The sequence below is a fragment of the Vibrio sp. 10N.286.49.C3 genome (genome assembly GCF_041469545.1).
GTDB classification, from domain to species: domain Bacteria; phylum Pseudomonadota; class Gammaproteobacteria; order Enterobacterales; family Vibrionaceae; genus Vibrio; species Vibrio tasmaniensis_A.
Map to the genome: position 1 here is coordinate 25,974 of NZ_JBFRKT010000024.1, position 24,188 is coordinate 50,161.

Sequence of the window (24,188 nt, forward strand, 5' to 3'; positions counted from 1 at the left end):
GCAATATATGTGAGTAGGGGCACGCATAGCGAGACATTCACCAAGTAAATTATTGATTGTATGAGAAATCATACCGAACAGCCTGTTGGAGGGTAATTAAGTTAAATACGCTCAACATAGCGTTGTTATCTAGACGAAAAAATAGAAAAGGACCCAACACATAACGTTCAGCCCTTTATTTCTCGTCATTTAAACCTAACGGCATTCTTATTTCTATCAGATCAACACTTATATTCGATTACTTAGATTTCACCGAAGTTGGGGTTAGTTAATAATCGCTTTAATTACTTTACTAACTATTAGTTTTGTCAGTTATTGTATTTTCACTTACCCAATACTAACTCAACAACCAACGACTACTAGTTGTTCGTCACAGAAAGTTTGTAGCCCAAATGTTGAACATTCACATCAGCGTAGCCTAGAGCAACGGCATAGTCTGCTGCGTTTGTGAAAGCAGAAAACATGATTGAAACGGCTAGTGTTATAAACACACTCATTTTCATATTTTGTTCCTTTTTGGCTAAATAATTTTAACTGGTTAAATGGGGTTAGTTAGTTGAGCGGACTGAATGTTATTACCAACGTGAGCGATATGAACGATGGCAGCTTTTACAAGTCGCCTGCGCTGCTTCTAACCCTGATTCCACCAGTGATACATTACCTTGTTGGCTACCTTGATAGAGTTCTTGGAACCCTTGATTCATTTGACTTAGTAGTCGTTGGAATTTTTCAGGCTCACTCCACACACTCTCTTTAGCTTTACTTCCCTCTTGGCTGCCCACCGGAAATGACGTCAATAACAATTCGCTATGAGCTGTTAACTCTAAACTCGTTTCTTCTAATACCTGCCAACTCGTATCGTTGCCATCTAATGAGTCTTTGGCTTGCTCAATCAAGGTTTCAACTTGTGTAAATGCGTATTGGCGCTGTTCAATTTGGCTCGAATGATCTTGTGATGCCAAAGCGTGGGTGCTAAGTAAAACGGTTGTAGTACACAGTAGGCTCACCAATCTCTTGTGCATCATTCTCTTGTTCATATTGATCTCTCCTCGATTCATATAGCTTTTGTTGTCTGGTTTCGATACAGACATCGATGATTCGTTTCGATGTTCCGTTTTTCTCTGATGTCTGTGTTTCTTTGATGCCTGTGTTTCCTTGATAAAATCAATTTACACAGCAATAGTTGCAATTACAACTATTGCTGTGTAAATTACTGTAAAGCGAACAGAGATTAAATAAACAAAAGAGAGAGTGAAACTATGAAGATTTGGGATCTATCAACTCGCCTATACCATTGGACGCAAGCGGCGCTTTTCATGGGGTTAATGGCATCGGGCATTTCAGGTAATGGACCCCACGTTCAACTTGGGCTAGCACTTATGACATTAATCGTTTGGCGATTGGTCTGGGGTTGGGTGGGTAGCGAAACGAGCCGGTTCAGACAGTTTTTACGATCACCTAAATCAGTAGTTCGTTATTTATTAGGAAAAGAAAAAGAAAAGCCAGGCCATAATCCTGCTGGCGGTTGGATGGTTGTTACACTGTTATCAGCTTTAACTATTCAGTGTGTTTCTGGTTTAGCCTTAGCAGGGCTTCTTGATCACTTACCCTATGCAAATATCTGGTTGAATGACTCCGTATTTTCATTATTAGAAAACATTCACCTCACTATGATAAAAGTACTTCCAACTCTGATTGCGGTACACGTCCTTGCCGTTTTGTTCTATAAATTACGCTCAAAACCATTAACTTGGGCAATGGTCACTGGCTTCCAAAGAAAAATCGAACTTAATGGCAGTGTTGCGTTTGTTTCTCAATGGCGTGCGTTAGGCGTACTAGCTTTAGCGGCGCTGCTCATCATTATGCTGACAGTGTTGGCGTAAATTAATAGGTTTGACGAGTATAAAACCGGATGTACAAAAGGGGTAAGCCGGCGACTTCTAAAAATCGTCTCGCGAATAGAGCGCGACTAACCAAAATCTAACGTCAGCAACAATCGCGTCTCGTTAAATGAAGTTACGGGTGAGCAATGCACCAGACCCGCGTTTTCGTTGCCACTCCATCGCTCCCCTTTAAGCAATGCCACATCACCACTCGAAAGTTGCTCGATATCCGACTCATGACTGTACAAGCCTGACTCTGAATCTGGCTTTCCGTTACTCCCTCTTCCTAGCTTCGTACGGTCGACCAAGTCGTTTGGCAGCCATTGAGTGGCAACACCATGATAGGTAGTCACTAAACGGCAAGGGACTTGGTCAACATGGAAGCGTGGACACATCGCTTTATTCAGAACCGCTAAACGGAGCCCTACTTCTTCAAGATCAAACAAACAACAGAACATATCCACCAGCTCTACCATGTTTTCTAGTAGTGCTTTAGATGCGGTTTCGTCGGTAGCAAACTCCAATTTCTCATAGGCGTTGTCTGGAGACAGGCTCATAGATTTACTGAAGTTTGGATTCAAGGCGATAAATTCACTGATTGCCATTGTTAAATCTTCATCGAATGTACGCTGCCAAATCGCAATATTGACATCGCTTCGATAGATGTCTGCTAGCACTGTTGGCTGCTCAGAAGCGCTAAAGCATGGATCATGATTCGCCTGCTCCTTGATACTCGCAGCAGAACCAATGTTAGGTGGCTGGTTATTATTGGTTGTCACAGGTTTCGTTAACACGGCATCCATTACGTCATCTCCTTGATACATGCTTGATGTTTTCCTCTTACCGATACGAACGTTATTCTCAGTAAGAGTGATATTTTAGTTATGTTATAACATAACTAAAATATCACAAGCAACTTGCCGTACATGTTTCCAATTATATGGATATGCGTTTGCAGCCTTAGGTAACTTGATGAATGTGGATCACTGCAGAAAAACGCGAAAGCTTAGCTATGGCGTTCATATAAATTGACTCAGCAAGCAACTGCTTTCACACCATAAGCCCCAAGTTAATCGAGAGCTCAGACACGAAAGTGTTGAATTACGCGTTCTATAAGTTCAGAGATGTCGTTGATGTCACATGTCGTTACACAGCATGACGTCTTAAGGCTTTACATCTTGAGCGAGGTAAACAACAATCCCTGAGAATAAATCCATAACATAATGTATTTAGAAATTATGAGCAGCACAGAAAACAAAAAATCGAGTCCTCTTTTCGAAGTCGTATTTAACGTCTTTCTTCCTTCATTCATCTTAATGAAGTTCAGTGGAGAGGAGCACCTAGGAACTGGCTTAGCACTACTTGTCGCGCTTGCCTTCCCTATTGCTTACGGTGGTATGGAGTTAGTCCGCAACAAGAAGTTTAACTTCATCGCGGCACTTGGCTTTGTCAGCGTACTATTAACCGGCGGTATTGGCTTCTTCGAGCTCGACACTCGTTGGTTAGCATTAAAAGAAGCATTAATACCCGGCCTAATTGGTTTAGCGGTTCTTGGCTCAACCTTCACTCGCTACCCGTTTATCCAAAAAGTTATCTTTACGCCAGCACTGTTAAACATATCTCTAATCGAAGAGCGTTTAAGACAGTTTGGTAACCAAGCAGAGTTTAATCGTTGCCTAATGAAGTCAAACTACCTATTCGCTAGTACCTTCGCGTTTTCTTCTGCGATGAACTACTTTCTAGCGACTTGGATTGTGACTAGCCCAGCAGGTACTGCAGCTTTTAATGAAGAATTGGGTAAGTTGACACTTTACAGCTACCCGGCCATCGCTATACCAAGTATGTTGATGATGTTAGGTATCTTCTACTACATTTGGCGCCAAGTTCGCTCGATGACTTCGCTAGAAACGGAACAGATCTTTATTACTAAATAATTTTCGTTGCGTTAGCTCCGAGTACAAAACCGCTTCAAATACTCGATTGCTTTAAAAAAACAGATCGCTTCAAAAAAGCATGAGCCCAGCACACACGCTGGGCTTTTTTGTCTGTTCTACATACAGCAAAATATTAACTTTCAATTGATATCATGAATTAATTTAAACAAAACGATGTTCATTTTCATGACTCACTGTCCATAACTGGCCGAAAACAAGTAATAGTCAATGATTTGCATTGAATGAGGCGTGATATGTTTTTATAATCAACTTCGTTTGTTACTTTACAAAGTTCAATCCTAGCAATGACATAACTTCAGTTCATATTGGTCATATTTAACCAATAGTTTGCAAAAACCAAACGCCAGACGAACTCGACAAGGAATTTAAAACATGAACAAATCTCAATTAGTTGAACACATCGCAACTTCTGCTGACATCTCAAAAGAGCAAGCAGGCACAGCACTCAATGCACTCGTTGAAGGCATCTCGACTACGCTTGCTAATGGCGACGATGTATCTATCCTTGGATTTGGTAGCTTTAAAGTGAATAACCGCGCTGCTCGCACTGGTCGCAATCCAAGAACTGGAGAAGAGATTCAAATCTCAGCGTCAAAAACACCAGCATTTAAAGCAGGTAAAGCACTAAAAGAGACATGCAACCTGTAAGATAGAAAATACAAGGAAGGTTACCGATGACAACTAAGGAAAAAACAAAAACGAGCCGCAGTAAAAAAGCCGGCAAGTCAACCAAAGCACAAGCTGAAGGGCCTAAGGCTCGTCAACGCATTGAAGAGCTTCTCGAAGAGCGTGAATTAGCCAAACTGTTAGAGCTTTAGTTTGTATTCGAGCTGTAATTAAAGATTTACATGATGGTTTGTTGTCATTCAAATGCCACTGCAGATTTGCGGTGGCATTTTAGTTTGAAGAACAAGCCCTAGCGGATCACTCTTCTTCCCCCTTTCAATCCCCTCTTCACTTTTAATCCCCCTCGCTTTCAAAAACGAAACTTTAGCTTACTGGCTTTAAGCTGATATCGCGTTGACGACCATGCTTGAGAAGCGCATGATTTTATTTCGAGCAGAATAGTTTTTTGGCCGTGTAGCCCACCCCATAATTGTTTCTGTGCAACGTACCCTATTGAACGGCAGGTCACATGAATAAAATTGTTATGTTAGTAATGGGGCTGCTTTTTACCAGTCGATTGTTCGCTAGTATTGTGCCGCATGTTAGTCAACTTGAGCATGATGCACCTATTCTACTTCGCTCAGCGTTGATCGTAGGTGTTTCGGCTTATGCCGTCTGGACAGCGTTCAAATACTTCAAAAAGAACAAAGCTTCTAGTTCAGATCAAATCTAGGCGGTGCTGACATGAACTGACTCTTTGCCGACGAACATAACTTCCCGCACTGCGTAATTTGGCTTTCGAGGAAATAAAGATTACGTCTGCTTTTCACCCATTGAGCGCGAATTTCGAGTTCCTGACCAATGGCGATTGGATGGTGAAAGCGAGAAGTTAAACTCACCGTCATCGCATTGATATTGTTATGGAACAAGCAATACAACATCGCGCTGTCGTGTAACGCAGTAACAATACCCCCCTGCATAATACCGTCGTAGCCCTCAGCTTTATCTGTTGGTACAATCTTGGCTATAGCTTCATACTTAGCTAAATTTTCATGCTTAGCTAGCGTTTCGTACTGAGCCAAAGTCTCACCTTCGCCAATAGCTTCAAAACAAATGGGACTGTCTGCGAAAAAACCTTGGCTGCACACTTGGCAACGCCGATGGTTGTGAGGAATGAAAACCTTCATACTTACCCTTATTCCTGTGTACCCTTAGATTCCTAGAGATTGATATGGCTCGACCAAAAAAACATCGTCAATTATGTACCCGTGCGGCTTACTCATGCTTTAAGCCTAATGGCGTTCCTATGGACGAGCTTCATAAAGAAGAATTGCTATTAGAAGAGTTAGAAGCCTTACGCTTGGCTGATCAAGAAGGATTGAGCCAGCTTGAAGCCGCCGAGCAGATGCAGGTGTCTCGCCAAACGTTCGGCAACATCATTAAGCGAGCACGTACCAAAGTCGCCAAGTGCATCGTCAACGGCCATGCGTTGGTGATTCAAGGCAGTTAATTCACGTGTTAGCCAGAAGTTATTTAACTCAGCGAGCGAGAACTCTTGATACTTAACTTGATACTTAGCTTGATGGCTCAGTAATCTGATACAACTTTCGGCTTTGCCCTTCACACACATCCTTGCAATTGCATTCGCGCTCAATGTCTAACTGTGCGAGTCCTCCACAACTGCCTTTGATTGGCTTGCGCGAAAAAATCACGCCTATCGCCATCAGTGTAACGACTCCGACAAACCCCAATAGCGTCAACAAAAAGGTCATTTACGGAACCCTCGAATAGCGCCTAGCTGATTAGGCTGTGCCATTAAAATCGAAGCTTGTTTTTTGTGCCCTTTCTCGCCGCACGTTTTATTGCTACACCCGCTATTGCGCGACTCGCGACCATAATCGAGGTCGGTTACTTCTTGTAGATTGCTAAAATCCAGAGTGGTAACTTCGGCTTTTCCTTTAGATGTAAAAACGCGAACATCATGATTGAACAAGTGCGACAGCATTTTCTTCCCGATGTGACGAACCACAACAGCTTTCACATCATAAGATTTAACGACGGACATCCATTGCTTCTTCTTATTGCACGGGCTGTCTGAATCAACCAAAGGAATAAGATGCTTTATTTGTTGTTGCTCATCGACAATCGCGATCTGTGGGGAACGAGCAAAATGGTTGCCGACATGAAGGTCGCGACAAGGTATTGCGTATAACATGGTAACTTCCTGTTATTGATGATCAGGAATTCAGAATACGCCCCATTACTGGCATATGCCAATAACTATCGTATGAGAAATAAGATTTACAGAATGGATACTTAAGTTAAGAAGTAAATCCTCAACAACATCATTTAACACCAATTGAAATAACCACTGACTCTGGCATGAACAAGCGCATTCAGTATTATTGATTTACAAAAGAGGATTGAAACCGCTAAGACAAACCAGCGTGAAGCGATATAATGCGCCTCAACAAAGAACTACAAAGTAGCCACACATGCCTAAAGATCCCGGTTTCACCACAGAATACACCCTCGACAAAACGTTTTTCGCAGAGTGTTATGATCAAACTAGCCTTCCGACTCAGTTTCCAAAAGCCTATTTAAAGGCATTTTTGTTTCTTATTTTTGGTTGGGTTCTATTGGAGTTTGAACTGTTACCTAGTGGCTACGTAGGCTGGTTTTTTATCGTTTTGAGTGTGATTGAAGCGTTCAGTGTATATTGCAAGAGAACCTGGTGGTTATGGCGACAAAAAATCAGCTCAGGTGCTGGCAGCAAAGTGGTCTTTTCAGGGGATACTGATGGTGTGAGTTATAAAAACCGTAAAGCCACCAATACTATCGCTTGGCGTGACATCGACCAACTTGAACAGACCGATCTCGGCTTTATCCTTCATATTGGAAAGCAGCGCCAATATGTGAGTAAATCTTGTTTAAGCGATCAAGCCATTGTATTCATGGTCGAACAACACGAAGCATCTAAAACATCCAAAGATTCCTAAGCTTTCTATGCTTTATATGCAAATTAGCATCTATAAATGCCTGCTGACTTAGCAGGCATTTTTACATCACCCTAAGTGTCATGACTGGACTACAACAGTGGCCACCGTATACCAAATAAGTGATTGTCACCTTTCCTTAATAACTCAGCTTACTGAGTAAGTTGCTCAAACTTCGGTAAACTCTTCACAAACCTCTGGTGTACATCCATATAGGTTTGCATATAGATTTCATCGATACTCTCACCACTCGGGAAACTCGATGAGAAGTCTGCGTGTTTGCGGTCAATCGACAATTTAGCGGCCTCGATAATGTGAGCGATGAACATTCGCGGATCTTCCAAGCCGATAGAGATACGCATTGTGGTTGGCTTGATGCCTGCTTCATTTAACGCTTCATCGCTGAGCTCTGAGTGCGTGGTCAGTGCTGGGCACAAGGCCACGGTGTTGGTTTGCCCTAAGCTCACTTGCATGCCGATTGCTGGCTCAAGCATGTCGAAGAACTGTTTAAACCCATCTCGATTGATTGGTGCACGGTCGCCGTTACCTTCCATATCGATTGTGAAAAGCGCCGCTGGTAAACCCAAGTACATGTTGTTCTGGCAGTGTTCATAGTTATCGCTGTCTGGCAAAGCTGGACACGACACATTGATGTCTGGGTGAGCATCAAAGATCTTCGCCAGAGCCAGGGTATTAATCGTTTTTTGCACCACTCGCATCTCATACGTTTTCATGCCATTAAGCACTTCAAACGCTTTGTCTGCGTCTAGGAATGCGCCCTTAATGTAGTACACATTCCAAAACAGCGTTTCGTTCCATGGAATGGTGGCCGCATCGCCGTTAGGTTTGGTGAAAGTGACCTCCTCTCCTTTTGGAATAAACATGGTCTCGTTACGGCCAATCACGACCCCAGCAGTTGTGGTGCCAGAACCCGCCAGTTCTTTGGTGTAAGAGTGAATAACATAATCGGGTCTTTCCATCACATCATCACGTTTCAGTACTGGGTGTAATAAAGGCGTGCCCACTGTCGAGTCAACAATCACGTCCCAACCACGAGAGTGACCTGCTTTACTGATACTAGCAACATCTAACACGTATCCATGCGGGTTACACGGTGACTCTAGGTAGACGTAGATTTTCTTACCCGCAGCGATTCGATCCGCGTATTTATCGGCAACCTCATCAAGTCGCGTCGCAAACTCATCCCCGGAGTAACCATCCACCCACTCTACCGCGACATTCAGGTTCGAAGGCTTGCCAAACCAATCTTCCAACAGTTGGTAAGAACCGCCGTAGATATTGCGTGAAGCTAAGACAATGTCTTCATACCCAAGTAGATGGCTCAACAACCCATCAATAGCGGCCATCCCCGAGTTAAAGTTCCATGCGAGGTACTCATTGGCTCTAGAGCCTGCCTCAATATCAACCATGTGGTTAGCCAGTGAAATCGATGTTGGGTTAAGCAGTCGAGAGTAAATATCGTGCAGCGGCTCCTTACCATTAAACGCATCTTCAATCCATTCTGTACACGCAAACAAATAGGTCGCGGTACGTGTAATCACAGGGCTCGCAGAGAAAATAGCAGCGACATTATCGAAGATAGGATACGCACCTTTGGATGCAAAATTACCATTATTGGTGGCAATAGACTGGTAAGTGGCGCGCATTGGGTTTTGCAGATTGTCGAGGATCTTAGCGATCTGGAATGACAAAAAACGTTTGGCGTTAAACCAAGCGATTCGGTCGCTCTTATCGAGCTCTGAAAGGCCATCAACCGTCAATGCCCAAAGATCGTGTGTCTTGGTATTGGCTTTGTACAGTGTCGTCGCCAGTTCGATAAGCGTGACGCCGTAATCACTGTTTGGGTCGATACCAAAATGCTTGGCTTGCTCAATGGCAAGGGCTTCTGCTTGTTCGTGTTTGGTAGTTTTACGCAGCGGGCTAAGTTGAGTTGAAGTATTCATAGTTCCTAAGTCATTCCATGCTGGTTGTTCCTCCTTTAATTTTAGTTTTGTGCAGATGCTAAAAATTGCTATTTACGAAGTAAGACATACACTTTGAGCAATAATATTGCCAAACTAAATTCAATATTGATGGAATATGCCAATGGATGAGATCGATAAGAAAATACTGGCTGAACTACAAAGCAACGCTCGGCTGACTAATCAAGAGTTGGCCGACCGAGTAGCACTGTCGCCCTCTCCTTGCTTACGCCGAGTTCGAGCATTAGAGAAACAAGGGATTATTCGCGGCTATCACGCCAGTGTTGACCAAGAAGCGTGTGGCCTACCCGTTAATGTGTTCGTGTTGGTGAAACTTGAAAAGCCGACAGAAGAGAACATGCGAGACTTTGAACAGCACATCGAAGTGATTGATGAAGTGTTAGAGTGCTTTCTAATGACGGGCAATCACGACTACCTATTGCATGTAGTCAGCGAGTCGCTAAAAAGCTACGAGCAGTTTATCCGCAAGCAATTAACCCGCCTGCCCAATATTGCTTCGATTGAATCCAGCTTCGCCTTCGGTCAGGTAAAAACAAAGACCAAGCTGCCAGTCAGGTAATGAGTGTCACGATAACTTGGGTTTAAAGACCTCTAGATCATTATCGGCACATATAGAGCTCTGTCCATTGCTACTGACTCAGTGCCACCTAATTTCCGCGCCTAAGCCATTGAGTTAATCGCTTGGGTCAACGTTTATTAACCAGCCTTGGTTGCTTCCAGTATATTGAGATGCCCTAGGTCTCATTGTCGTGAATTCGGTTTTCGATATCCCGAAATTTCCTTTATTTTCAAAGCTGTTTTGTTATATTCATGTGAAACATTACTAATATAAGAAATGGCTTAAATGATAAAACAAAGTTGTACTTTTTTAACGTCACTGTCGCTGCTGCTATCCGCTAGCACTTTTGCATACGATCTTGAGATAGAAGCTTTTGAAGGCGAAGAACTCGCACTTTTAAAGAACGCAGAAACGTCTAGCGATAACGAATTGCTAATGCAGGCTGCTAACCTTTTAATTGAAGATTCAATGTATGAAGAGAACTTACAACGCGGATATGAGTACATGAATCAAGTAGCGGAATCTGGTGAGGTAAAAGCGATGATTACCTTGGCAGATAATTATTACTACGAAGAGCAATACGAAAAAGCACTGGCTTGGTACCACAAAGCTGAAACCAGCAAAGACCCTTATGTGCTCTACTCATTAGGCGTAATGTATTTTGATGGTGAAGGTACACCTATCGACCTAAAGAAAGGCAACGATTATTACCTAGCTTCTGCAAAAGCGGGGTATTCTGACGCTATGTATCAACTCGCATTTTCATACGATGAAGGTCAAGGCGTCACTCAAGACTTCTCCAAATCTGCGTATTGGTTTGAGCAATCGGCTAACTTAGGCGATGCAAGTGCTATGTACAATTTGGGTATTTCTTACCTAAATGGACAAGGCGTTGAAAAGAGTTGCTCTAAAGCGATGCAATTATTTAGCAAAGCCATTGAAGAAGATGAACATACACTTTCTTATGTGAAGATGGGTGATATTTACTCTTCTACGCGATACAAAAAACCGTGTGGTTTCAAAACTACAGACGCAAAAAAAGCATTAGAGTATTACACTCACGCCGCAATGCAGGGCAACGATTATGGTCAATATTCCGTTGGTTACGCCTACCGTAATGGTCACGGTACATGGAGCGATTTTGTTAAAGCGCTAGCATGGTTTGAAGTCGCGCAGGAATACGGAAACTCGGATGCAGAGAAAGAGATAATCGACGTGAAACAGTACATGTCGAAAGAAAACATTGCCGCAGCTGCGCAGCTTAAAGACTCTTTAATCGAAGATATCTGGTAAGGATAGTAACGACTCTAATTGTCATGGACTAGAACACTTCTATCCAATTACCCGTTAGAGATCGGTTTATTGTAACAGCCTCAAAACTAAGGCCTCGCACACGCGAGGCCTTAGTTTTATCTACAGAGCCGTTTATCTATAACTAATTAACTAATCAACCGCTCCAAACCCACTGAATAATATTCAGTCCATTCGGGTAATGAAGGTTTGTTCGTCATCGACAAAAGCCACGTAGTCGCCGTGATAAATAAACACTCGACCTCGCCCTTCCACTATGCACGCAAGCTGTGGGTTCAAATCTTCGTCAAGATTTTCACTTTGATACGTGCCGGTATCGGTGATCACACCGCGGAGTTTAGGTAAAAATCCATAGCTGCGCTTGGCTTGATCTATCAGGCTCAATTCACTGGCGGTCGAGAAGTAAGATGGGATTGGACCTGCATCTTCGATAAACATAGTTTTCAGTTCTTCAAAAGCTGTAATCACCAGCCAGTCGATGCCGTTAACGTGATGGATAAACATTGTTTATAAATACCTAGATTCTCGATAATTCTGATGCGGGGATTCTATCACTATCAGACGCGATTTGCGGCAGAACCGTATTTTCTTTTGTCCTCCAACCTCTGAGAGGATACATAGCTGATCTTCCTCGCGAGTTGGACGTATAGGCTCCTTAAAAGGAAGGAAAACTATGGCCAACGTCTACCTCAGCATCGGAAGCAACATTAACCGCGAACATCACGTCACAGAATCTCTCAAAGCATTGCATGACCGCTTTGCGCCGCTGCACATTTCTAATTTCTACGATTGCGAGCCTGTCGGTTTCGAGGGGGACAACTTCCTAAACCTTGTCGTTGGGTTCGAATGTAACCTCCCTGTCGCCGAACTGGTTCGGGTTCTACATCAAATCGAATCAGAGAACGATCGCAAGCGTCAGACCAAAGCCTATGCTTCACGCACGATGGATATCGACATTCTTCTTTATGGTAATCAAGTGGGCGTTATCGATGGCGTAGAGCTACCCAGAGGTGAAATCACCGAGTACGCTTTTGTACTCAGGCCGTTAGTCGATGTTGCCGCGCAAGAACGCCACCCCACTCTAGACATCTCGTTTCAACAGCTCTGGGAAAGCTTCGATCAATTGAGCCAGAAAACCGAACCCATCCCTTTCGAGCTCAGTTTCACTTAGCCTTTCCATGACTGAAAAAAGAACGGCTGCAAAATGAACGACTGAACTCTTAAACACCTGAGCTTTACTGATCTTTTCTTAAAACAAGCACGTAACTGACTTCACTTTCTAAGGATTGGACACTGTTATGAATCACAACGCCATTATCACTATTACAAACCTCAGACTAAGAACTTTCATCGGCTTCAACGAGGAAGAAAAGTCTAAGCAGCAAGACATTGTTATCAACGCAGAAATCCACTACCCCGCTAATAACCTTTGCCTCTCTGATGATGTGGACAACGCGCTTAACTACAAAAACATCTGCAAGAAGATCATTCAACATGTCGAATCCGGAAGGTTCCTGCTTTTGGAAAAATTGACCAGCGACGTACTCGGCATCTGTATCGATCATCCATGGGTGAAATACGCTCAAGTGAGAATCGACAAGCCTCATGCGCTACGTTTTGCTGACTCTGTTTCGCTCACTCTGAGCTATGAAGCAGACAACGACAATATTTCATAAGGAGTGCGTCATGCTGAATACAGAAGCCGAAAAAGTAAGAGAAGCTTTGCTCGCAAGAGGACTTGAAACTCCAATGACACCGAGTGAAATGAATCCCAACCAGAAGTACAACCGCATCAAAGGACTTTTGACGGAAGTTGTCAGTACGCTTGGGCTGGATTTAACCGATGACAGCCTTGCTGAAACACCCCATCGCATCGCAAAGATGTACGTACATGAGATATTTTCAGGGCTCGATTACGATAACTTCCCGAAAATCAGTGTCATAGAAAATAAAATGTCGGTTGATGAAATGGTTAAGGTATCGGATATCGACTTAACATCTACGTGCGAACACCACTTCATTACCATCGATGGTTTGGCGGAAGTGGCTTATATACCTGAAAACAAGATTCTTGGACTGTCTAAAATCAACCGTATCGTTCGATTCTTTGCTCAGCGTCCTCAGGTACAAGAACGCCTTACTCAGCAAATCCTAGTCGCGATACAGACTCTAGTGGAAACAGAAAACGTGGCCGTGACGATTAAAGCCACGCACTATTGCGTTAAATCCAGAGGCGTCATGGATGCAAACTCTGAAACCTCAACGACCGCTCTCGGTGGTATTTTCAAAACTAACCCACAAACCAGAGCTGAGTTTTTACGATGAGTGAAACGATATTAATAACCGGCGTGGGAAAGCGACTCGGATTTGCACTGGCGCAGCAACTTTTAGCGGATGGATACAAAGTGGTTGGCACTTACCGCAGCGACTATCCTCAACTGCAACGGTTGCGCGACAGTGGAGCCGACTTGCAGCAAGTAGACTTTTATCAACAAAGCAGCCTAGAGGGCTTTCTTGATTATGTTGGTCAAGAATATAAGACACTTCGAGCCGTCATACACAACGCTTCAGACTGGAAGCCTGAGAACAAAAACAAGCCCAGTGACAATGCATCACAAATCATGTACCAGATGATGACGATTCACGCTACCGTGCCTTACCTGTTCAATTTAACACTCAAAGACCAATTGATGTCTGGCGATAAAACCTCGGACATCATTCACATCAGTGATTACGTTGCGGAAAAAGGCAGTAAAAAACACATAGCTTACGCGGCCAGTAAAGCTGCGCTCAACAACCTAACGCTGTCGTTTTCAGCAATGTTGGCTCCCAAGGTCAAAGTAAATACCCTCTCTCCAGCCATGATCAAGTTTAATGAACATGACGATGAGGCATACAAAACCAAAGCTCTGAAGAAAGCTCTGATTCCGACAGAAGCAGGCTTTGAGGAAATAATAGATGGCATCAAGTTTGTGTTGGCCAGTTACTACATGACAGGAAGAACCTTACACCTAGATGGCGGCAGACATTTGAAGTAATGCGCTTACATTGTCTGCTACCTAAAACGGCTGCTATATAGCGAATGCGGTTAACTAGGAACCGCTATAAGCTAGAAATTCTTATAACCTAGAAACTGCTATAAGACTGAGGAAGACGAGTCTCTTCATCCCAGCCTAACAACTCAATATTGATCAATGACTTGCGCTTCTCATTACACAGTGAAGCGAGATTGATGATAGGCAGTTGGCTGCGAAACTGCGCGGTAAGTATTACCTTTTTACTTTCACTCAGGCTACTTCGACATTGCGCCAAAATCGCTTCAGTATCTAGCTGGTGTGCGTTCTCGATAATTTGGATATCAGCGTTCTCTTGATAGCACTCTATCAGCCAAGATACAGCTGGCTCTTCTATGCTGGTGAGCACGATGACATCTTTTGTTGTGACCAGTTCTTTGAGTTCAGATAGTTTGAGTTCAGTTTCCATAATTACTCTCATTCAGCTGCAAATACATTAAAGTCGGTTGCCTAATTTAGCCTGCGCCAAATGGTAGCCTCTATCTATCATCTCTTGTGAACGATCAAACTCTAAGGTGCCACAGGCATTACGAGGGATCTCAAGCGTAATATCGGCAGGATAAGCGGCCAGTTTTTGACGAGCAATGGTCGATTGCATCGCATCAAACGCTTGGTTGGCAATGTCGTAGGCTGCAAAGTTAAAGCTCATTTTACTTTTTACACTGCTACCGAGATTATCGATAAAGTGAACAACCTTTTCGTGCAGGTTGCTCTCTTTTGTTGGTAGGGAAACCGGTATCACTTCCTGTTGAACAATTTCAGGTTCGCCGCCTAAGTTCACAGCAAGAGTAAAGTCTGTCTTATCACCAAAGGTAGGCGCAATCGGTACGGGATTGAGTACCCCGCCATCAATCAGCGCTTCGCCATTAATCACATGAGGCGTGAAGAACAATGGCAAAGAGATAGAAGCGCGAATGGCATCAAACAGAGAGCCTGATTGCAACCAAACCTCTTTTTCATCAGCGACATTAGCGGCAACTGCGGTATAAGGGATAGGCAGATCTTCAATTGAAATCTCACCGATCAGTCCACGCAGTGTGTCGATGATCTTATCCCCTTTGAAGATACCACTCGATTGCCATGAAAAATCCAACATCATCGCCATATCCGATTGGTCGATACTGGTGACCCACTCTTCAAATTCATCCAACTTACCCGCCGCATAGACACCACCGATAAGTGCGCCAATTGAACAACCAGAGATGGATTTTATCTGATAGCCATGCTCAATTAACCAACGGATGATTCCAACGTGAACCAAGCCTCTTGCGCCACCACTGCCAAGTACCAACGAGATCGTTTTTGCCATCGTACTCATCCTTTAATTCATTAGCTTTTTAGTTCTTTCAGCAAAATCATATCACTTAGTTTAACCGTAAGCTGTGTAATGCTTTGAAAACTGCACCGCTTGCGCGCCTAAATGTGTCACGGATTGAGATCGGGCAGCTTAAGTTGATTGCTGAAACTCATAGACTTTAGACTACCGCACTAAACTAAAAGTGAGTCATTCCAGCAAGCCTAGGCGCGACTAGGAATCTGCTTTCCGTTAGCGCTTGATACAAAAAAGTCGCCCACTTGAAAGCGAGCGACCTCTTGTTGTTCATTGTGTTTTTGAGCTCATTCTGTAAGTGAGAACAAAGAATTACAACACGCGTAAGCACTCTTCTGGCGACAAGCTCAAGAGCGTATTGGCGAAGTTAATCTTCTCATCACGCCATCTCAATGCTGCCTCTCGACCTTCTTGTGCGTGTCTGTCGGCCTCAAAATAGCTTTTTCTTGGAAGCCCGTCTGCTGGCGTCATCACCATAGACTGTTCATTCAAGCGAAGCGTAAACAAGAACTGACCACGTTGTCCGGTTTGCGCTGCAGGGTGATGCAATGTGGTATCACAGCAATAGCGCCTATCACGCAGTGCGCGGCATGTGTACTCAAAAGCATCTTGAGCACCACGTCCAGGGAACGCGGTATAAACACTGATGCCATCACGTTGCAAAGACTGCTCACCCGCCGCGAGTTGCACCGCATGTTGGATCATCCTAAAGCCCAGAACCACGCCACCAATGCTGTTCAATCCACTGTATTGAATTGCGCCTTCTAAGCTCAGATGAAGTTTGTCTTCCCCTTCATAGAGAAAGAGATCAGGCGATGCCCAATCGCTCTTTGGAATAAGCAGTTGAGTAATATCCGAGTGTTCCATGTTGGTCTCCGCAACAATGAGTGTGTTTGAGCCCACAAGGTAACGTAATGAGAATTATTATCAATAGTTTTTAACCAAAAACGTTACCCCAGAAACCACTCATCGATGGATGCTATCTGATGCTTTAACGCCAAGCATTTCTTGTTAGATATTCATTTATTACCAATAAAGCTCTTCGCCTACAAATAAACAGACACATACTATCTACAGGGTCTAATACTAGTCGTCCGACTCTACGACTAATGTCTAACCGACTGAGTCTATTTGTTTTTTTTGGTTTGGTATAAGGTACTAACAACTAAATGTTAATGAATTTTTAATGATAAGTTGACACATTGTTTTCACTTCATGCCGTGAGTCAACAACGTTTGTTGGAATAACACACCTCAGAGTGTGAACGAAAGGAATCAAAATGAGCACTACTTTAGAGTCCGCACATATACAAACAGAGAAGCCTCAAGTCCATGAGGATGAACTCACCTATGAACAACAACATAAACCAAGATCGGAATTTGATTCCCGAGAACAGTATCTAGAACACGAATTGCAAATCATGTCGCCTAAGCGCTGGCGTCCAAATTTGCCGTTTAAAGATTATCGATTTGAGATAGAAGACGCCATCCCAGCGATGGCGGCGACCATTGGTAAAGTGGTTATGGTGGGCGCTATTGCAGCCACCTTTGCTGGGGCTCTCGGATTAAATGAAGACTTCATTCTAGAAAACGTTCGTTATGAACTCCTCATCGCCTCTGTTTTCATTATTATTTTCTCTGGCTTCCTGTTGCCGACCGCGAACCTCGCAGGTACACACGGCCCACTCATTCCTTTAATTCCGATTGTGGTTGCAGCAGGCGGACACCCTATGGCGTTTGGATTGCTGATTGGCGCTTTTGGCCTAATCTTAGCCATCAGTAAAGGTGGCAGTATGTTGGCCAACCTCACCAGTAAAGGCGTATGTGGCGGATTATTGCTCTACCTTGGCTTTGTTGGAACCGCTTCTCAAGTGAAAAAGCTATTCGCTTGGGCTGAAGGAATCGGTATGAGCCACATCGCGTTTGTCGTGATCTTTTGCACCATTATTTTGTACGCGCTATTGGAACACTTCCGTAAGCGTTGGCTAGCTGTACCTCTTAGCTGCTTGCTAGGCGGTTCGATTGCATTTGCCATGGGTGCCCCATTTGCTTTCCACACTGAGCCAGGCTTACCTAACATGAACCCTATGTATTGGTGGGGAGAAGATACAGGCTGGATGTTAGGCCTACCAACGATTGAGCACTTCATGGTGGTATTGCCGTTTGCAATTTTGGCTGTCGCTATGTGGTCTCCAGATTTCTTAGGCCATCAAGTGTTTCAAAAAATCAGCTATCCAGAACGTACCGAGAAAGTACACATGAACATTGACGACACCATGACCACGGCTTCAATCCGCCAAACGTTCGGTTCTTTGCTCGGTGGTACTAACTTTACGTCTTCATGGGGTACTTATATCGTACCGGCGGCGATTGCTAAACGCCCTATTCCTGCCGGCGCTTTGCTCACAGCTCTGTTCTGTATCATCGCCGCAGTTTGGGGCTACCCGATGGATTTAGCTATCTGGCAGCCTGTACTTTGTGTCGCTCTCATTGTTGGGGTATTTGTTCCATTGCTAGAAGCTGGCATGGAAATGACGCGTGAAGGAAAAACCACCCAATCGGCAGCGATTGTTGTATTTTCTTCAGCGCTCGTTAACCCTGCATTTGGTTGGGCTCTCACTATGCTGTTGGATAACTTAGGCTTAGTCGGTTGTAAAGAACGTAGTAGTGAACTGAGTAAAATGAGCCGTTGGGTATTGCCTGGCACTATGTTTATTGTGCTAAGTGGTGTGATGGCGTTGGTTGGCCTTCTACCGGGGATTCCAGCGATTATCCCAAGTTTTCGTTAAGCTCGATTAATATTTAGTTTTAGTCGGAACACAAAAAGGCCTCGCAATCGCGAGGCCTTGTTTTGTCTAAGTTTCAACGAACAAGCAGCTAGCAATTTACGATGGTAAACCAAATTAACTAGAGAGCCATTCATCCAGTACCGTGATGAATTTAGGGTTGATGAGATAACCGATGGAAGCGTGCGGATTGCTTTCTCCGTTGCGAATATTGAGGTTATAGATTGGGTGGATATCTTTCATTCCGCCGGGTATCAGATCCAGTTTGAGCATATCCTTAAAGTCATTTCTAATTTTGCTGTCATTAGAGATAAAATCATCTTCTGCCGATATGTTTATCCATTGCTGAATGTTTAAAGGGTACTTCTTCTCATCTTTCAAGCGGCTCCCCTTTAGCCTATCTTTTACGTTTTCATCGCCTAACGGTGACCCGAGCGTCAGCAATAAGTTGACCTTCTTGCCTGCTCCATAGTCGTGTCTATACTCTCCGTAATGAGACAGCTTCCATAACACGTCATAACTGATCATCGACCCAAGGCTATGCGATACAATCATCACGTCATCCTGATTATCAAGCGCTTCCTTCAGTTCAACCATTAGCCGATGCCTAACATCGCTGCCAAAATAGGTATCTTCATACCAATAATGCGCCATATCCGGCGCGACCTTCGTTATAAGTGTCTCAGCCACCCCCAGCTTTCCAAATAGCGATGAAAAGGTATCTGCTAGCGCCTCTTTTAGAAAACCAATTTTAGACACCTTGTTATACGTTGTTTTATTGAACTGGCTTGTCTTGTACTTTTTGAGTTCAGACAGCGCTTGTTGTCGACTTGCAGGGTCTTCCGTTGGTTTCTCTAACAATGTGTTCGATAGTTCACCGTAATAGACAAACCGTTTATCGACATCTTTAAAAGCTTGTAATGAACTTGAGTATCCACAATCTCGCTGCAAGCCATGTTCTATAGCCTCATACCAAAGTGATTGAAGGGAATCTTTATCGGGCTTTTGAGCGCGACCATGAATGAATATAATTTTCTTAGCCATAACAGGACGTCCTAAACACATAGTTAAAGTGATTATCAGCAGAAAGCACCACTAGATTCGGTCAGCCCTCACCAATAACAGTGGCACTAATTACATATCTAGGGGTGGTTGGTAGAGCATTTATATAACTATGAGGCCGTCGTTTAAGGACCATAAAAGAATGAACGATGCGAACATTACTCACAAATTGAAATGAATGTATCTAGCAAAGCCTCCAACGAACAAAAAAAGCCCCGCAATCGCGAGGCCTTAGTTTTATCTATCAACGATTACATCCATCATTTAACAACTACAGCGCCCTACTTCACTGACTTAACCGCTTTCATCAACAATGTGTGAATGGTTCTAGTAGACCAAAGCCTCCCCCCTCTAGCTCCCCCTCGAATGGGGTGACCCGATCTCTTGAGATATAAGAATGAGGGGGAGAACATTCTTTGTCGCTGAACATATAGCAGCACTTGTCACGATCGGTATTCAGTTCCTCCCCTTTATCGTTGCCAACAAGAGATTGGAGATGTAAACCAAGGGGGGGTTAGGAGGGGATTATCAGCCTATTCTAACGTGCAAGCGCCCTACTTCACTGACTTAACCGCTTTCATCAACGTTGTGTTGAACTGCTGTGGTTGCTCTAGCATTGGGAAGTGGCCTGAATCTTCAATGTAGTAAATGCTGTAATCCTTAATGTGTTTTTTGTTCGCTTCTGAATCCGTTGGCCATAGGCGAACGTTCACCAATATGACTGGCACATTCACGTTCTCATACACGCGGTGGGCTTCGCCAACCACACAAAACAAGAACTGACTCTAATCCATTCTGTATCGCTCCAACTGAAGTAGAAACTAAAACTAATTTACTTTACGGAAATTGTGGACCATTGCGTATAGACCCATAATCGCTCACCTACACGATATGTGTGGGTGAGCAGTTGGTTATTTATGTATGATCAGAAAACTGTTTTTTCTTAATAATTTCAGAAAACCCATATTCTGAAAGGCTGTTATTTTTGTACTCCAATAAAGCTTCTTTCTTATCACCATTATTTAGTGCTTTAATAAATTTATTAAATTTCTGGTAATGGCTAGATAATATTTCAAGCCGTAAAGATTTTGCGTGAGTATTATTATGAGAAAACGTATCGTAATGGCCTATCCCAAACATTTCTATAGTCTTCAAAGCCTTTTCATATTTATAACCGGTACTGTGTTTTGGCGTTAATTCCAATAATTTTCGCCCGCTTAATGAATTAATTAACTGAATATCAAATAAGTCATCTAATTGGTCTGTCAAAGGGTTGACAATGAGCGGTTGTTCTTGATCAATTGTTTGTTGACAAACCCCACGAACCGTGGGTGGGTGCAATGGAAACTCACATCCCTTGTATAAGTTGTTACAGTCTGCACACATTACAATATAATTTTTATGGTCATAGGCGAGGAATGGATACAGTGTGGATTTCTTAGGTCTATAATGATCCATTGTGGCCTTAATCGTAATGCTAGCACTATTATTACTTGCTCTGGTTACGCTTCCATCTAAGAGGCATTCACAGATAGGGCATTTCCCCCTAGTTACCTTTAAATGTACGGGCGTAAAAATAGACCATCGGCGTTCATCCGTCGAAGAATTGAATGTAGTCAATGTATCAGCATAGTCACCGTGACTATATAGTTCGACCATGCTAATCATTGAATAAGTCTCCAAACTCAGAAAGAAACTCATCCATTTCGTTTGATTCAATTCTTTCAAACTTATTAAAGTCAATTCCCTTATTATCTCTTAGAAACTTTAGAAACTTGTAATAATTCCTATTGTAAAGAACTTCACTTGTAAAACTGTTGTCAAGAATACACTTTATTTCACCAATACGTTTTATTTCATCCTCATTGGGTTGGTCAATTAGTTGTAGAGATGAGTATTCTTTAATCACTCCCTTCATATCACTTCCAATTAGTGAGGACAAATTAAAGTGTTCAATAAGTATTGAAGAGATGTCTAAAAATTTTGTTCCGGATTTACTTGTATCAATATTAATACTATTTTGATCAATAACTCCAATTTCATTTTCATTTCGATTCAATAAAATTAGCGGGTTGTGAGTTGTTGATACTATTTGCATTTTTGGATTTAATTCCTTTACACTGTCTATGAATGATGACTGCCATTCAACATGTAAAGAGGACTCTGGCTCATCCATTATTAAAATGGAAGACTTTCCTGAGTTTATAATTACATTAAGAAATATAATTAACAGTTGCTTTTCACCAGAAGAAAGTTGATTTAAATTTATTCTTTTATTATCTCGAGATGACAACTCAATTACTAAAGCTTCGTTTTCATCATCAATTATAATTTTTTTATCAGTATCTTTAAAGTAATCATCCATTATTTCTTTAAATTGATGCAATAACTTTGATTCATCTTCTTTAATTCTATTAATTTCGACTGTTAAATCCTTAAACTCTAACAAAGACTCCGGAGTACTATCAGAAATATTTTCGAGTATACTATTACGTTTTATTTGTAGGTCTTCGGTTTTATTAGATATGATCTGATTAATATTTCGTTGATATTTACTAAATTTATTAGTTAAGCTTTCAATAACAGTATCTAGAGTTAAAACCTCATTTCTATTGGAGAACCTACTGAGATCACTAGGTGATGCGACTATGATAGGGTTTAAATCTAAAGATGGTGTATTAGGCTTGAGAACTTGTTCTATATTTTCCCCATGTTCGTACTCTTTCTTAATTGTTATTTCTACATATGGATAATGGTAGTACTCAAGAATATCTTTATCATTAGATATACAAGCACTAAGCAAGTTTAATACAGTGCTTTTACCTGTACCATTTTTACCAACTAATAAGTTAATATCCTCTTGGAGATTCCATACTATATCTCTCTGACCAAAAATGTTAGTAATGGATATTTTACTAATAGTTGTTCGAATAGGTTCTTTCATTTCTAATGCCCCTGAAATAATTAGTAATTGTTTTAATTTTTCTCTGAAGCTTTCAAATTCGGTACTATTTTCACTAGGTAGAAATTTGGAAATTATATTTTTATATATGAATTCTTTTCTATCCTGATGGGAACCGCGTCCTTCCATCTCATATGCTTGCTGCCATAAATGCGACTTTTTAACTATTAGTTCATTATATATATAAATTCGAAGATTTTTAGAAAAGTTCCTTTTTATTTTATTTTGAGAATCATATATTTCAGAAACCAAGTTATTTTTAATCAAAAATAGATTAATGTCTCTCATGATAAACGTGAGAACCCAACTTAATGGTTTTAGGTGGCGATATTCAAAATTGAGCCAAATTAACCGCTTGCTGAATGCTTTTAAAACAGCCCAGTGTTCATTATTCAATCGTTCAATAAATTCCTCATGAAATTCATCATTTCGTATAGTAGAATAAAATTTTGAATAATCATACTCTAGATCAATAATCTTTCTTTCTCTTTTACTATTGATAGCGTCTAATAGTTTTCGTATTTGTCCCTTTGTGTGTGAATTAAATTCTTTTTTATTTAGCTCCCCAAACTTAAACGTATCTTTGTTCTCAATGTTAAAATCTATACTTTGTTTACTGAGTGCGGAGGATAAATTATGTAGATTTCTTCTAATATAGCCGTTGATATCTGTATTATCTAGTTTGTCAGTTTTTGAAAATACAAGTTGAAATTTATCCTGATAACCATTCAAGCATATGCTTTCGATTACACTTTGTCCTCCAGTAGCAAAAGCTTCTTCAGCGTCACCTATTAGAATTATATGGTTGCAGAAATCAAAGTAGTCATAATGCCTAGTTGATAATGTATCGCGTTTTTCACTATATGAATGACCAATACCTTCGCCATCAATCAGGACGCAGTTCAAGTTCTTATCAAAATTTTCAGATATTAAGTCGCCCTCAATCCTGATGTATTCTACTAATGCTGAAATAGAGCCGAAATCGTTCTTGAGTAACTCTTTATTTTTAGAAATGAAGTCATTTTTATTATGAATACCACTAATTTCAATGATTTCTTGATCAAAAAGATCACCAACATCAGGGCATGCTTTATGGAAGTTAGATTCAATTTCATAAAGAAAGTTATTTTTTATGGCTTCAATGATGTTTATAACCTTTGAATTTTCTAATAAATCATCATCATTGATGTCCAGTGATAAAGGCTTTAATTTAGATATTAAAATGGATGCCTGAGCTTCAATTACTTTATCAGATACTATATGTTTTAATTTAAATCTTTCATCAGGCGACTGTTCAAACTCATAGCTTATATCACTCAAGCTAGAGTTTGGATCTAAGGATTTTTTTATAGCTTCAAAAATCAAATCTTCGATTGCGAATAATAGATCTTCTTTTTTCTTTAGCAAGATAGTACTTTTATAATGCAAATTTCTATTAATTACATATTCAGTTGGTGCTACAGTAGTTCTACGTTGTGTGGTTGTAGGGAAGTTGACTTCTGTGGTACCCAGTATATGTTGCACAAGTGAGCTTTTTCCTGCCCCAGTGCTACCAATCAGGTAAGCTTTTGTAATATCGTCGGGGAGATCACCCATAAGAGTTTGTATCGTTTTGAAATCGCGCACCCTAACCTCTGATTCTTAAAGTTATAATTTTGATAT

28 protein-coding genes and 1 pseudogene are annotated in these 24,188 nt (G+C 41.8%); 14 read left to right on the forward strand and 15 right to left on the reverse strand.

The annotated features are described in order from the left end of the window. Nucleotides 1-359 precede the first annotated feature (359 nt). Together AB4180_RS11395 and AB4180_RS11400 are read right to left on the reverse strand one after the other, a co-directional pair. Entirely contained in the window at nucleotides 360-503 is a 144-nt protein-coding gene (locus AB4180_RS11395; RefSeq protein ID WP_017096974.1) for a hypothetical protein, read from the reverse strand. A 72-nt stretch (nucleotides 504-575) separates the two neighbouring features. After that, the gene (locus AB4180_RS11400; RefSeq protein WP_102249820.1) at nucleotides 576-1,091 is read right to left on the reverse strand and encodes a cytochrome c; all 516 of its coding nucleotides are present in this window, start codon (nucleotides 1,089-1,091) and stop codon (nucleotides 576-578) included. A 168-nt stretch (nucleotides 1,092-1,259) separates the two neighbouring features. Here AB4180_RS11400 and AB4180_RS11405 point away from each other — a divergent pair, with 168 nt between their 5' ends. After that, nucleotides 1,260-1,883 (forward strand): cytochrome b/b6 domain-containing protein, encoded by a 624-nt coding sequence (locus AB4180_RS11405; protein ID WP_017096976.1) that lies wholly within the window; start codon nucleotides 1,260-1,262, stop codon nucleotides 1,881-1,883. An 86-nt stretch (nucleotides 1,884-1,969) separates the two neighbouring features. Here AB4180_RS11405 and AB4180_RS11410 read toward each other — a convergent pair whose 3' ends face one another. Next, nucleotides 1,970-2,686: a DUF1826 domain-containing protein gene (locus AB4180_RS11410; RefSeq protein ID WP_029222871.1), complete on the reverse strand. Its 717-nt coding sequence runs from the start codon at nucleotides 2,684-2,686 to the stop codon at nucleotides 1,970-1,972. A gap of 435 nt (nucleotides 2,687-3,121) precedes the next feature. On the opposite strand from AB4180_RS11410, the gene AB4180_RS11415 reads away from it, so the two are divergent. The 4 genes from AB4180_RS11415 (at nucleotide 3,122) to AB4180_RS11430 (ending at nucleotide 5,177) form a co-directional block, all read left to right on the forward strand. Continuing rightward, nucleotides 3,122-3,817, forward strand: coding sequence for a VC0807 family protein (locus AB4180_RS11415; RefSeq protein WP_017102710.1), 696 nt, complete (start codon nucleotides 3,122-3,124; stop codon nucleotides 3,815-3,817). 393 nt (nucleotides 3,818-4,210) lie between these two features. Further along, nucleotides 4,211-4,486 (forward strand): HU family DNA-binding protein, encoded by a 276-nt coding sequence (locus AB4180_RS11420; protein ID WP_102249819.1) that lies wholly within the window; start codon nucleotides 4,211-4,213, stop codon nucleotides 4,484-4,486. Between the two features lie 26 nt (nucleotides 4,487-4,512). Continuing rightward, nucleotides 4,513-4,656, forward strand: coding sequence for a hypothetical protein (locus tag AB4180_RS11425; RefSeq protein ID WP_009846967.1), 144 nt, complete (start codon nucleotides 4,513-4,515; stop codon nucleotides 4,654-4,656). Nucleotides 4,657-4,973: 317 nt separating this feature from the next. Further along, the gene (locus AB4180_RS11430) at nucleotides 4,974-5,177 is read left to right on the forward strand and encodes a hypothetical protein (protein ID WP_012604160.1); all 204 of its coding nucleotides are present in this window, start codon (nucleotides 4,974-4,976) and stop codon (nucleotides 5,175-5,177) included. On the opposite strand, the gene AB4180_RS11435 is transcribed toward AB4180_RS11430, so the two are convergent. Beyond that, nucleotides 5,158-5,631 carry a PaaI family thioesterase gene (locus AB4180_RS11435; RefSeq protein ID WP_102249818.1) on the reverse strand — a complete coding sequence of 158 codons (474 nt, stop codon included), beginning with the start codon at nucleotides 5,629-5,631 and terminating at the stop codon, nucleotides 5,158-5,160. The genes AB4180_RS11430 and AB4180_RS11435 overlap by 20 nt on opposite strands. Nucleotides 5,632-5,675: 44 nt before the next feature. Here AB4180_RS11435 and AB4180_RS11440 point away from each other — a divergent pair, with 44 nt between their 5' ends. Next, a complete protein-coding gene (locus AB4180_RS11440) occupies nucleotides 5,676-5,954 on the forward strand; it encodes a DUF134 domain-containing protein (RefSeq protein WP_017096978.1) in 279 nt (92 codons plus the stop codon). Between the two features lie 64 nt (nucleotides 5,955-6,018). Here the strand turns inward: AB4180_RS11440 and nqrM are convergent, their stop codons facing one another. Together nqrM and AB4180_RS11450 are read right to left on the reverse strand one after the other, a co-directional pair. After that, complete coding sequence (nqrM, locus tag AB4180_RS11445; protein WP_009846971.1) at nucleotides 6,019-6,216, reverse strand: (Na+)-NQR maturation NqrM; 198 nt, start codon at nucleotides 6,214-6,216, stop codon at nucleotides 6,019-6,021. Continuing rightward, nucleotides 6,213-6,659 carry a NifB/NifX family molybdenum-iron cluster-binding protein gene (locus AB4180_RS11450; protein ID WP_017102708.1) on the reverse strand — a complete coding sequence of 149 codons (447 nt, stop codon included), beginning with the start codon at nucleotides 6,657-6,659 and terminating at the stop codon, nucleotides 6,213-6,215. Before AB4180_RS11450 ends, nqrM begins: the two co-directional genes overlap by 4 nt. Before the next feature lie 280 nt (nucleotides 6,660-6,939). On the opposite strand from AB4180_RS11450, the gene AB4180_RS11455 reads away from it, so the two are divergent. Continuing rightward, on the forward strand, nucleotides 6,940-7,443 hold the full coding sequence (locus AB4180_RS11455; RefSeq protein ID WP_017102707.1) for a YcxB family protein: 504 nt from the start codon (nucleotides 6,940-6,942) through the stop codon (nucleotides 7,441-7,443). A gap of 149 nt (nucleotides 7,444-7,592) precedes the next feature. Here AB4180_RS11455 and AB4180_RS11460 read toward each other — a convergent pair whose 3' ends face one another. Next, on the reverse strand, nucleotides 7,593-9,404 hold the full coding sequence (locus AB4180_RS11460; RefSeq protein WP_102249817.1) for a PLP-dependent transferase: 1,812 nt from the start codon (nucleotides 9,402-9,404) through the stop codon (nucleotides 7,593-7,595). Nucleotides 9,405-9,546: 142 nt separating this feature from the next. Between AB4180_RS11460 and AB4180_RS11465 the strand changes: the two genes are divergently transcribed. Further along, complete coding sequence (locus AB4180_RS11465) at nucleotides 9,547-10,002, forward strand: Lrp/AsnC family transcriptional regulator (RefSeq protein ID WP_012604166.1); 456 nt, start codon at nucleotides 9,547-9,549, stop codon at nucleotides 10,000-10,002. A 285-nt stretch (nucleotides 10,003-10,287) separates the two neighbouring features. Further along, complete coding sequence (locus AB4180_RS11470; protein ID WP_012604167.1) at nucleotides 10,288-11,295, forward strand: tetratricopeptide repeat protein; 1,008 nt, start codon at nucleotides 10,288-10,290, stop codon at nucleotides 11,293-11,295. Between the two features lie 183 nt (nucleotides 11,296-11,478). On the opposite strand, the gene AB4180_RS11475 is transcribed toward AB4180_RS11470, so the two are convergent. Next, the gene (locus tag AB4180_RS11475; RefSeq protein ID WP_009846986.1) at nucleotides 11,479-11,817 is read right to left on the reverse strand and encodes a hypothetical protein; all 339 of its coding nucleotides are present in this window, start codon (nucleotides 11,815-11,817) and stop codon (nucleotides 11,479-11,481) included. A gap of 169 nt (nucleotides 11,818-11,986) precedes the next feature. Between AB4180_RS11475 and folK the strand changes: the two genes are divergently transcribed. From folK to folM, 4 genes are all read left to right on the forward strand, one after another. Further along, the gene (folK, locus tag AB4180_RS11480) at nucleotides 11,987-12,484 is read left to right on the forward strand and encodes a 2-amino-4-hydroxy-6-hydroxymethyldihydropteridine diphosphokinase (RefSeq protein ID WP_102249816.1); all 498 of its coding nucleotides are present in this window, start codon (nucleotides 11,987-11,989) and stop codon (nucleotides 12,482-12,484) included. Nucleotides 12,485-12,611: 127 nt separating this feature from the next. After that, a complete protein-coding gene (gene folX, locus AB4180_RS11485) occupies nucleotides 12,612-12,989 on the forward strand; it encodes a dihydroneopterin triphosphate 2'-epimerase (RefSeq protein ID WP_102249815.1) in 378 nt (125 codons plus the stop codon). 10 nt (nucleotides 12,990-12,999) lie between these two features. Further along, nucleotides 13,000-13,638 carry a GTP cyclohydrolase I FolE gene (gene folE / locus AB4180_RS11490; RefSeq protein ID WP_017099742.1) on the forward strand — a complete coding sequence of 213 codons (639 nt, stop codon included), beginning with the start codon at nucleotides 13,000-13,002 and terminating at the stop codon, nucleotides 13,636-13,638. Beyond that, nucleotides 13,635-14,351, forward strand: coding sequence for a dihydromonapterin reductase (gene folM, locus AB4180_RS11495; protein WP_102249814.1), 717 nt, complete (start codon nucleotides 13,635-13,637; stop codon nucleotides 14,349-14,351). The genes folE and folM overlap by 4 nt, the downstream gene beginning before the upstream one ends. Nucleotides 14,352-14,439: 88 nt before the next feature. Here the strand turns inward: folM and AB4180_RS11500 are convergent, their stop codons facing one another. From AB4180_RS11500 to AB4180_RS11510, 3 genes are all read right to left on the reverse strand, one after another. Next, nucleotides 14,440-14,808 (reverse strand): hypothetical protein, encoded by a 369-nt coding sequence (locus tag AB4180_RS11500; RefSeq protein WP_102249813.1) that lies wholly within the window; start codon nucleotides 14,806-14,808, stop codon nucleotides 14,440-14,442. Between the two features lie 15 nt (nucleotides 14,809-14,823). Continuing rightward, nucleotides 14,824-15,696: a patatin-like phospholipase family protein gene (locus AB4180_RS11505; protein WP_102249812.1), complete on the reverse strand. Its 873-nt coding sequence runs from the start codon at nucleotides 15,694-15,696 to the stop codon at nucleotides 14,824-14,826. A 333-nt stretch (nucleotides 15,697-16,029) separates the two neighbouring features. Continuing rightward, complete coding sequence (locus tag AB4180_RS11510; protein ID WP_009846993.1) at nucleotides 16,030-16,584, reverse strand: hypothetical protein; 555 nt, start codon at nucleotides 16,582-16,584, stop codon at nucleotides 16,030-16,032. A gap of 412 nt (nucleotides 16,585-16,996) precedes the next feature. Here AB4180_RS11510 and AB4180_RS11515 point away from each other — a divergent pair, with 412 nt between their 5' ends. Next, on the forward strand, nucleotides 16,997-18,505 hold the full coding sequence (locus tag AB4180_RS11515) for a DUF3360 domain-containing protein (RefSeq protein ID WP_102249811.1): 1,509 nt from the start codon (nucleotides 16,997-16,999) through the stop codon (nucleotides 18,503-18,505). Nucleotides 18,506-18,619: 114 nt separating this feature from the next. Here the strand turns inward: AB4180_RS11515 and AB4180_RS11520 are convergent, their stop codons facing one another. From AB4180_RS11520 to AB4180_RS11535, 4 genes and pseudogenes are all read right to left on the reverse strand, one after another. Continuing rightward, entirely contained in the window at nucleotides 18,620-19,546 is a 927-nt protein-coding gene (locus AB4180_RS11520) for a hypothetical protein (protein WP_102249810.1), read from the reverse strand. Between the two features lie 572 nt (nucleotides 19,547-20,118). Then, nucleotides 20,119-20,331 (reverse strand): annotated as a pseudogene (locus tag AB4180_RS11525) (alpha/beta fold hydrolase); the annotation flags it as partial. A 148-nt stretch (nucleotides 20,332-20,479) separates the two neighbouring features. Beyond that, complete coding sequence (locus AB4180_RS11530) at nucleotides 20,480-21,232, reverse strand: hypothetical protein (RefSeq protein ID WP_102249809.1); 753 nt, start codon at nucleotides 21,230-21,232, stop codon at nucleotides 20,480-20,482. Continuing rightward, nucleotides 21,225-24,152: an AAA family ATPase gene (locus AB4180_RS11535; protein WP_102249808.1), complete on the reverse strand. Its 2,928-nt coding sequence runs from the start codon at nucleotides 24,150-24,152 to the stop codon at nucleotides 21,225-21,227. Before AB4180_RS11535 ends, AB4180_RS11530 begins: the two co-directional genes overlap by 8 nt. Nucleotides 24,153-24,188: the final 36 nt, after the last annotated feature.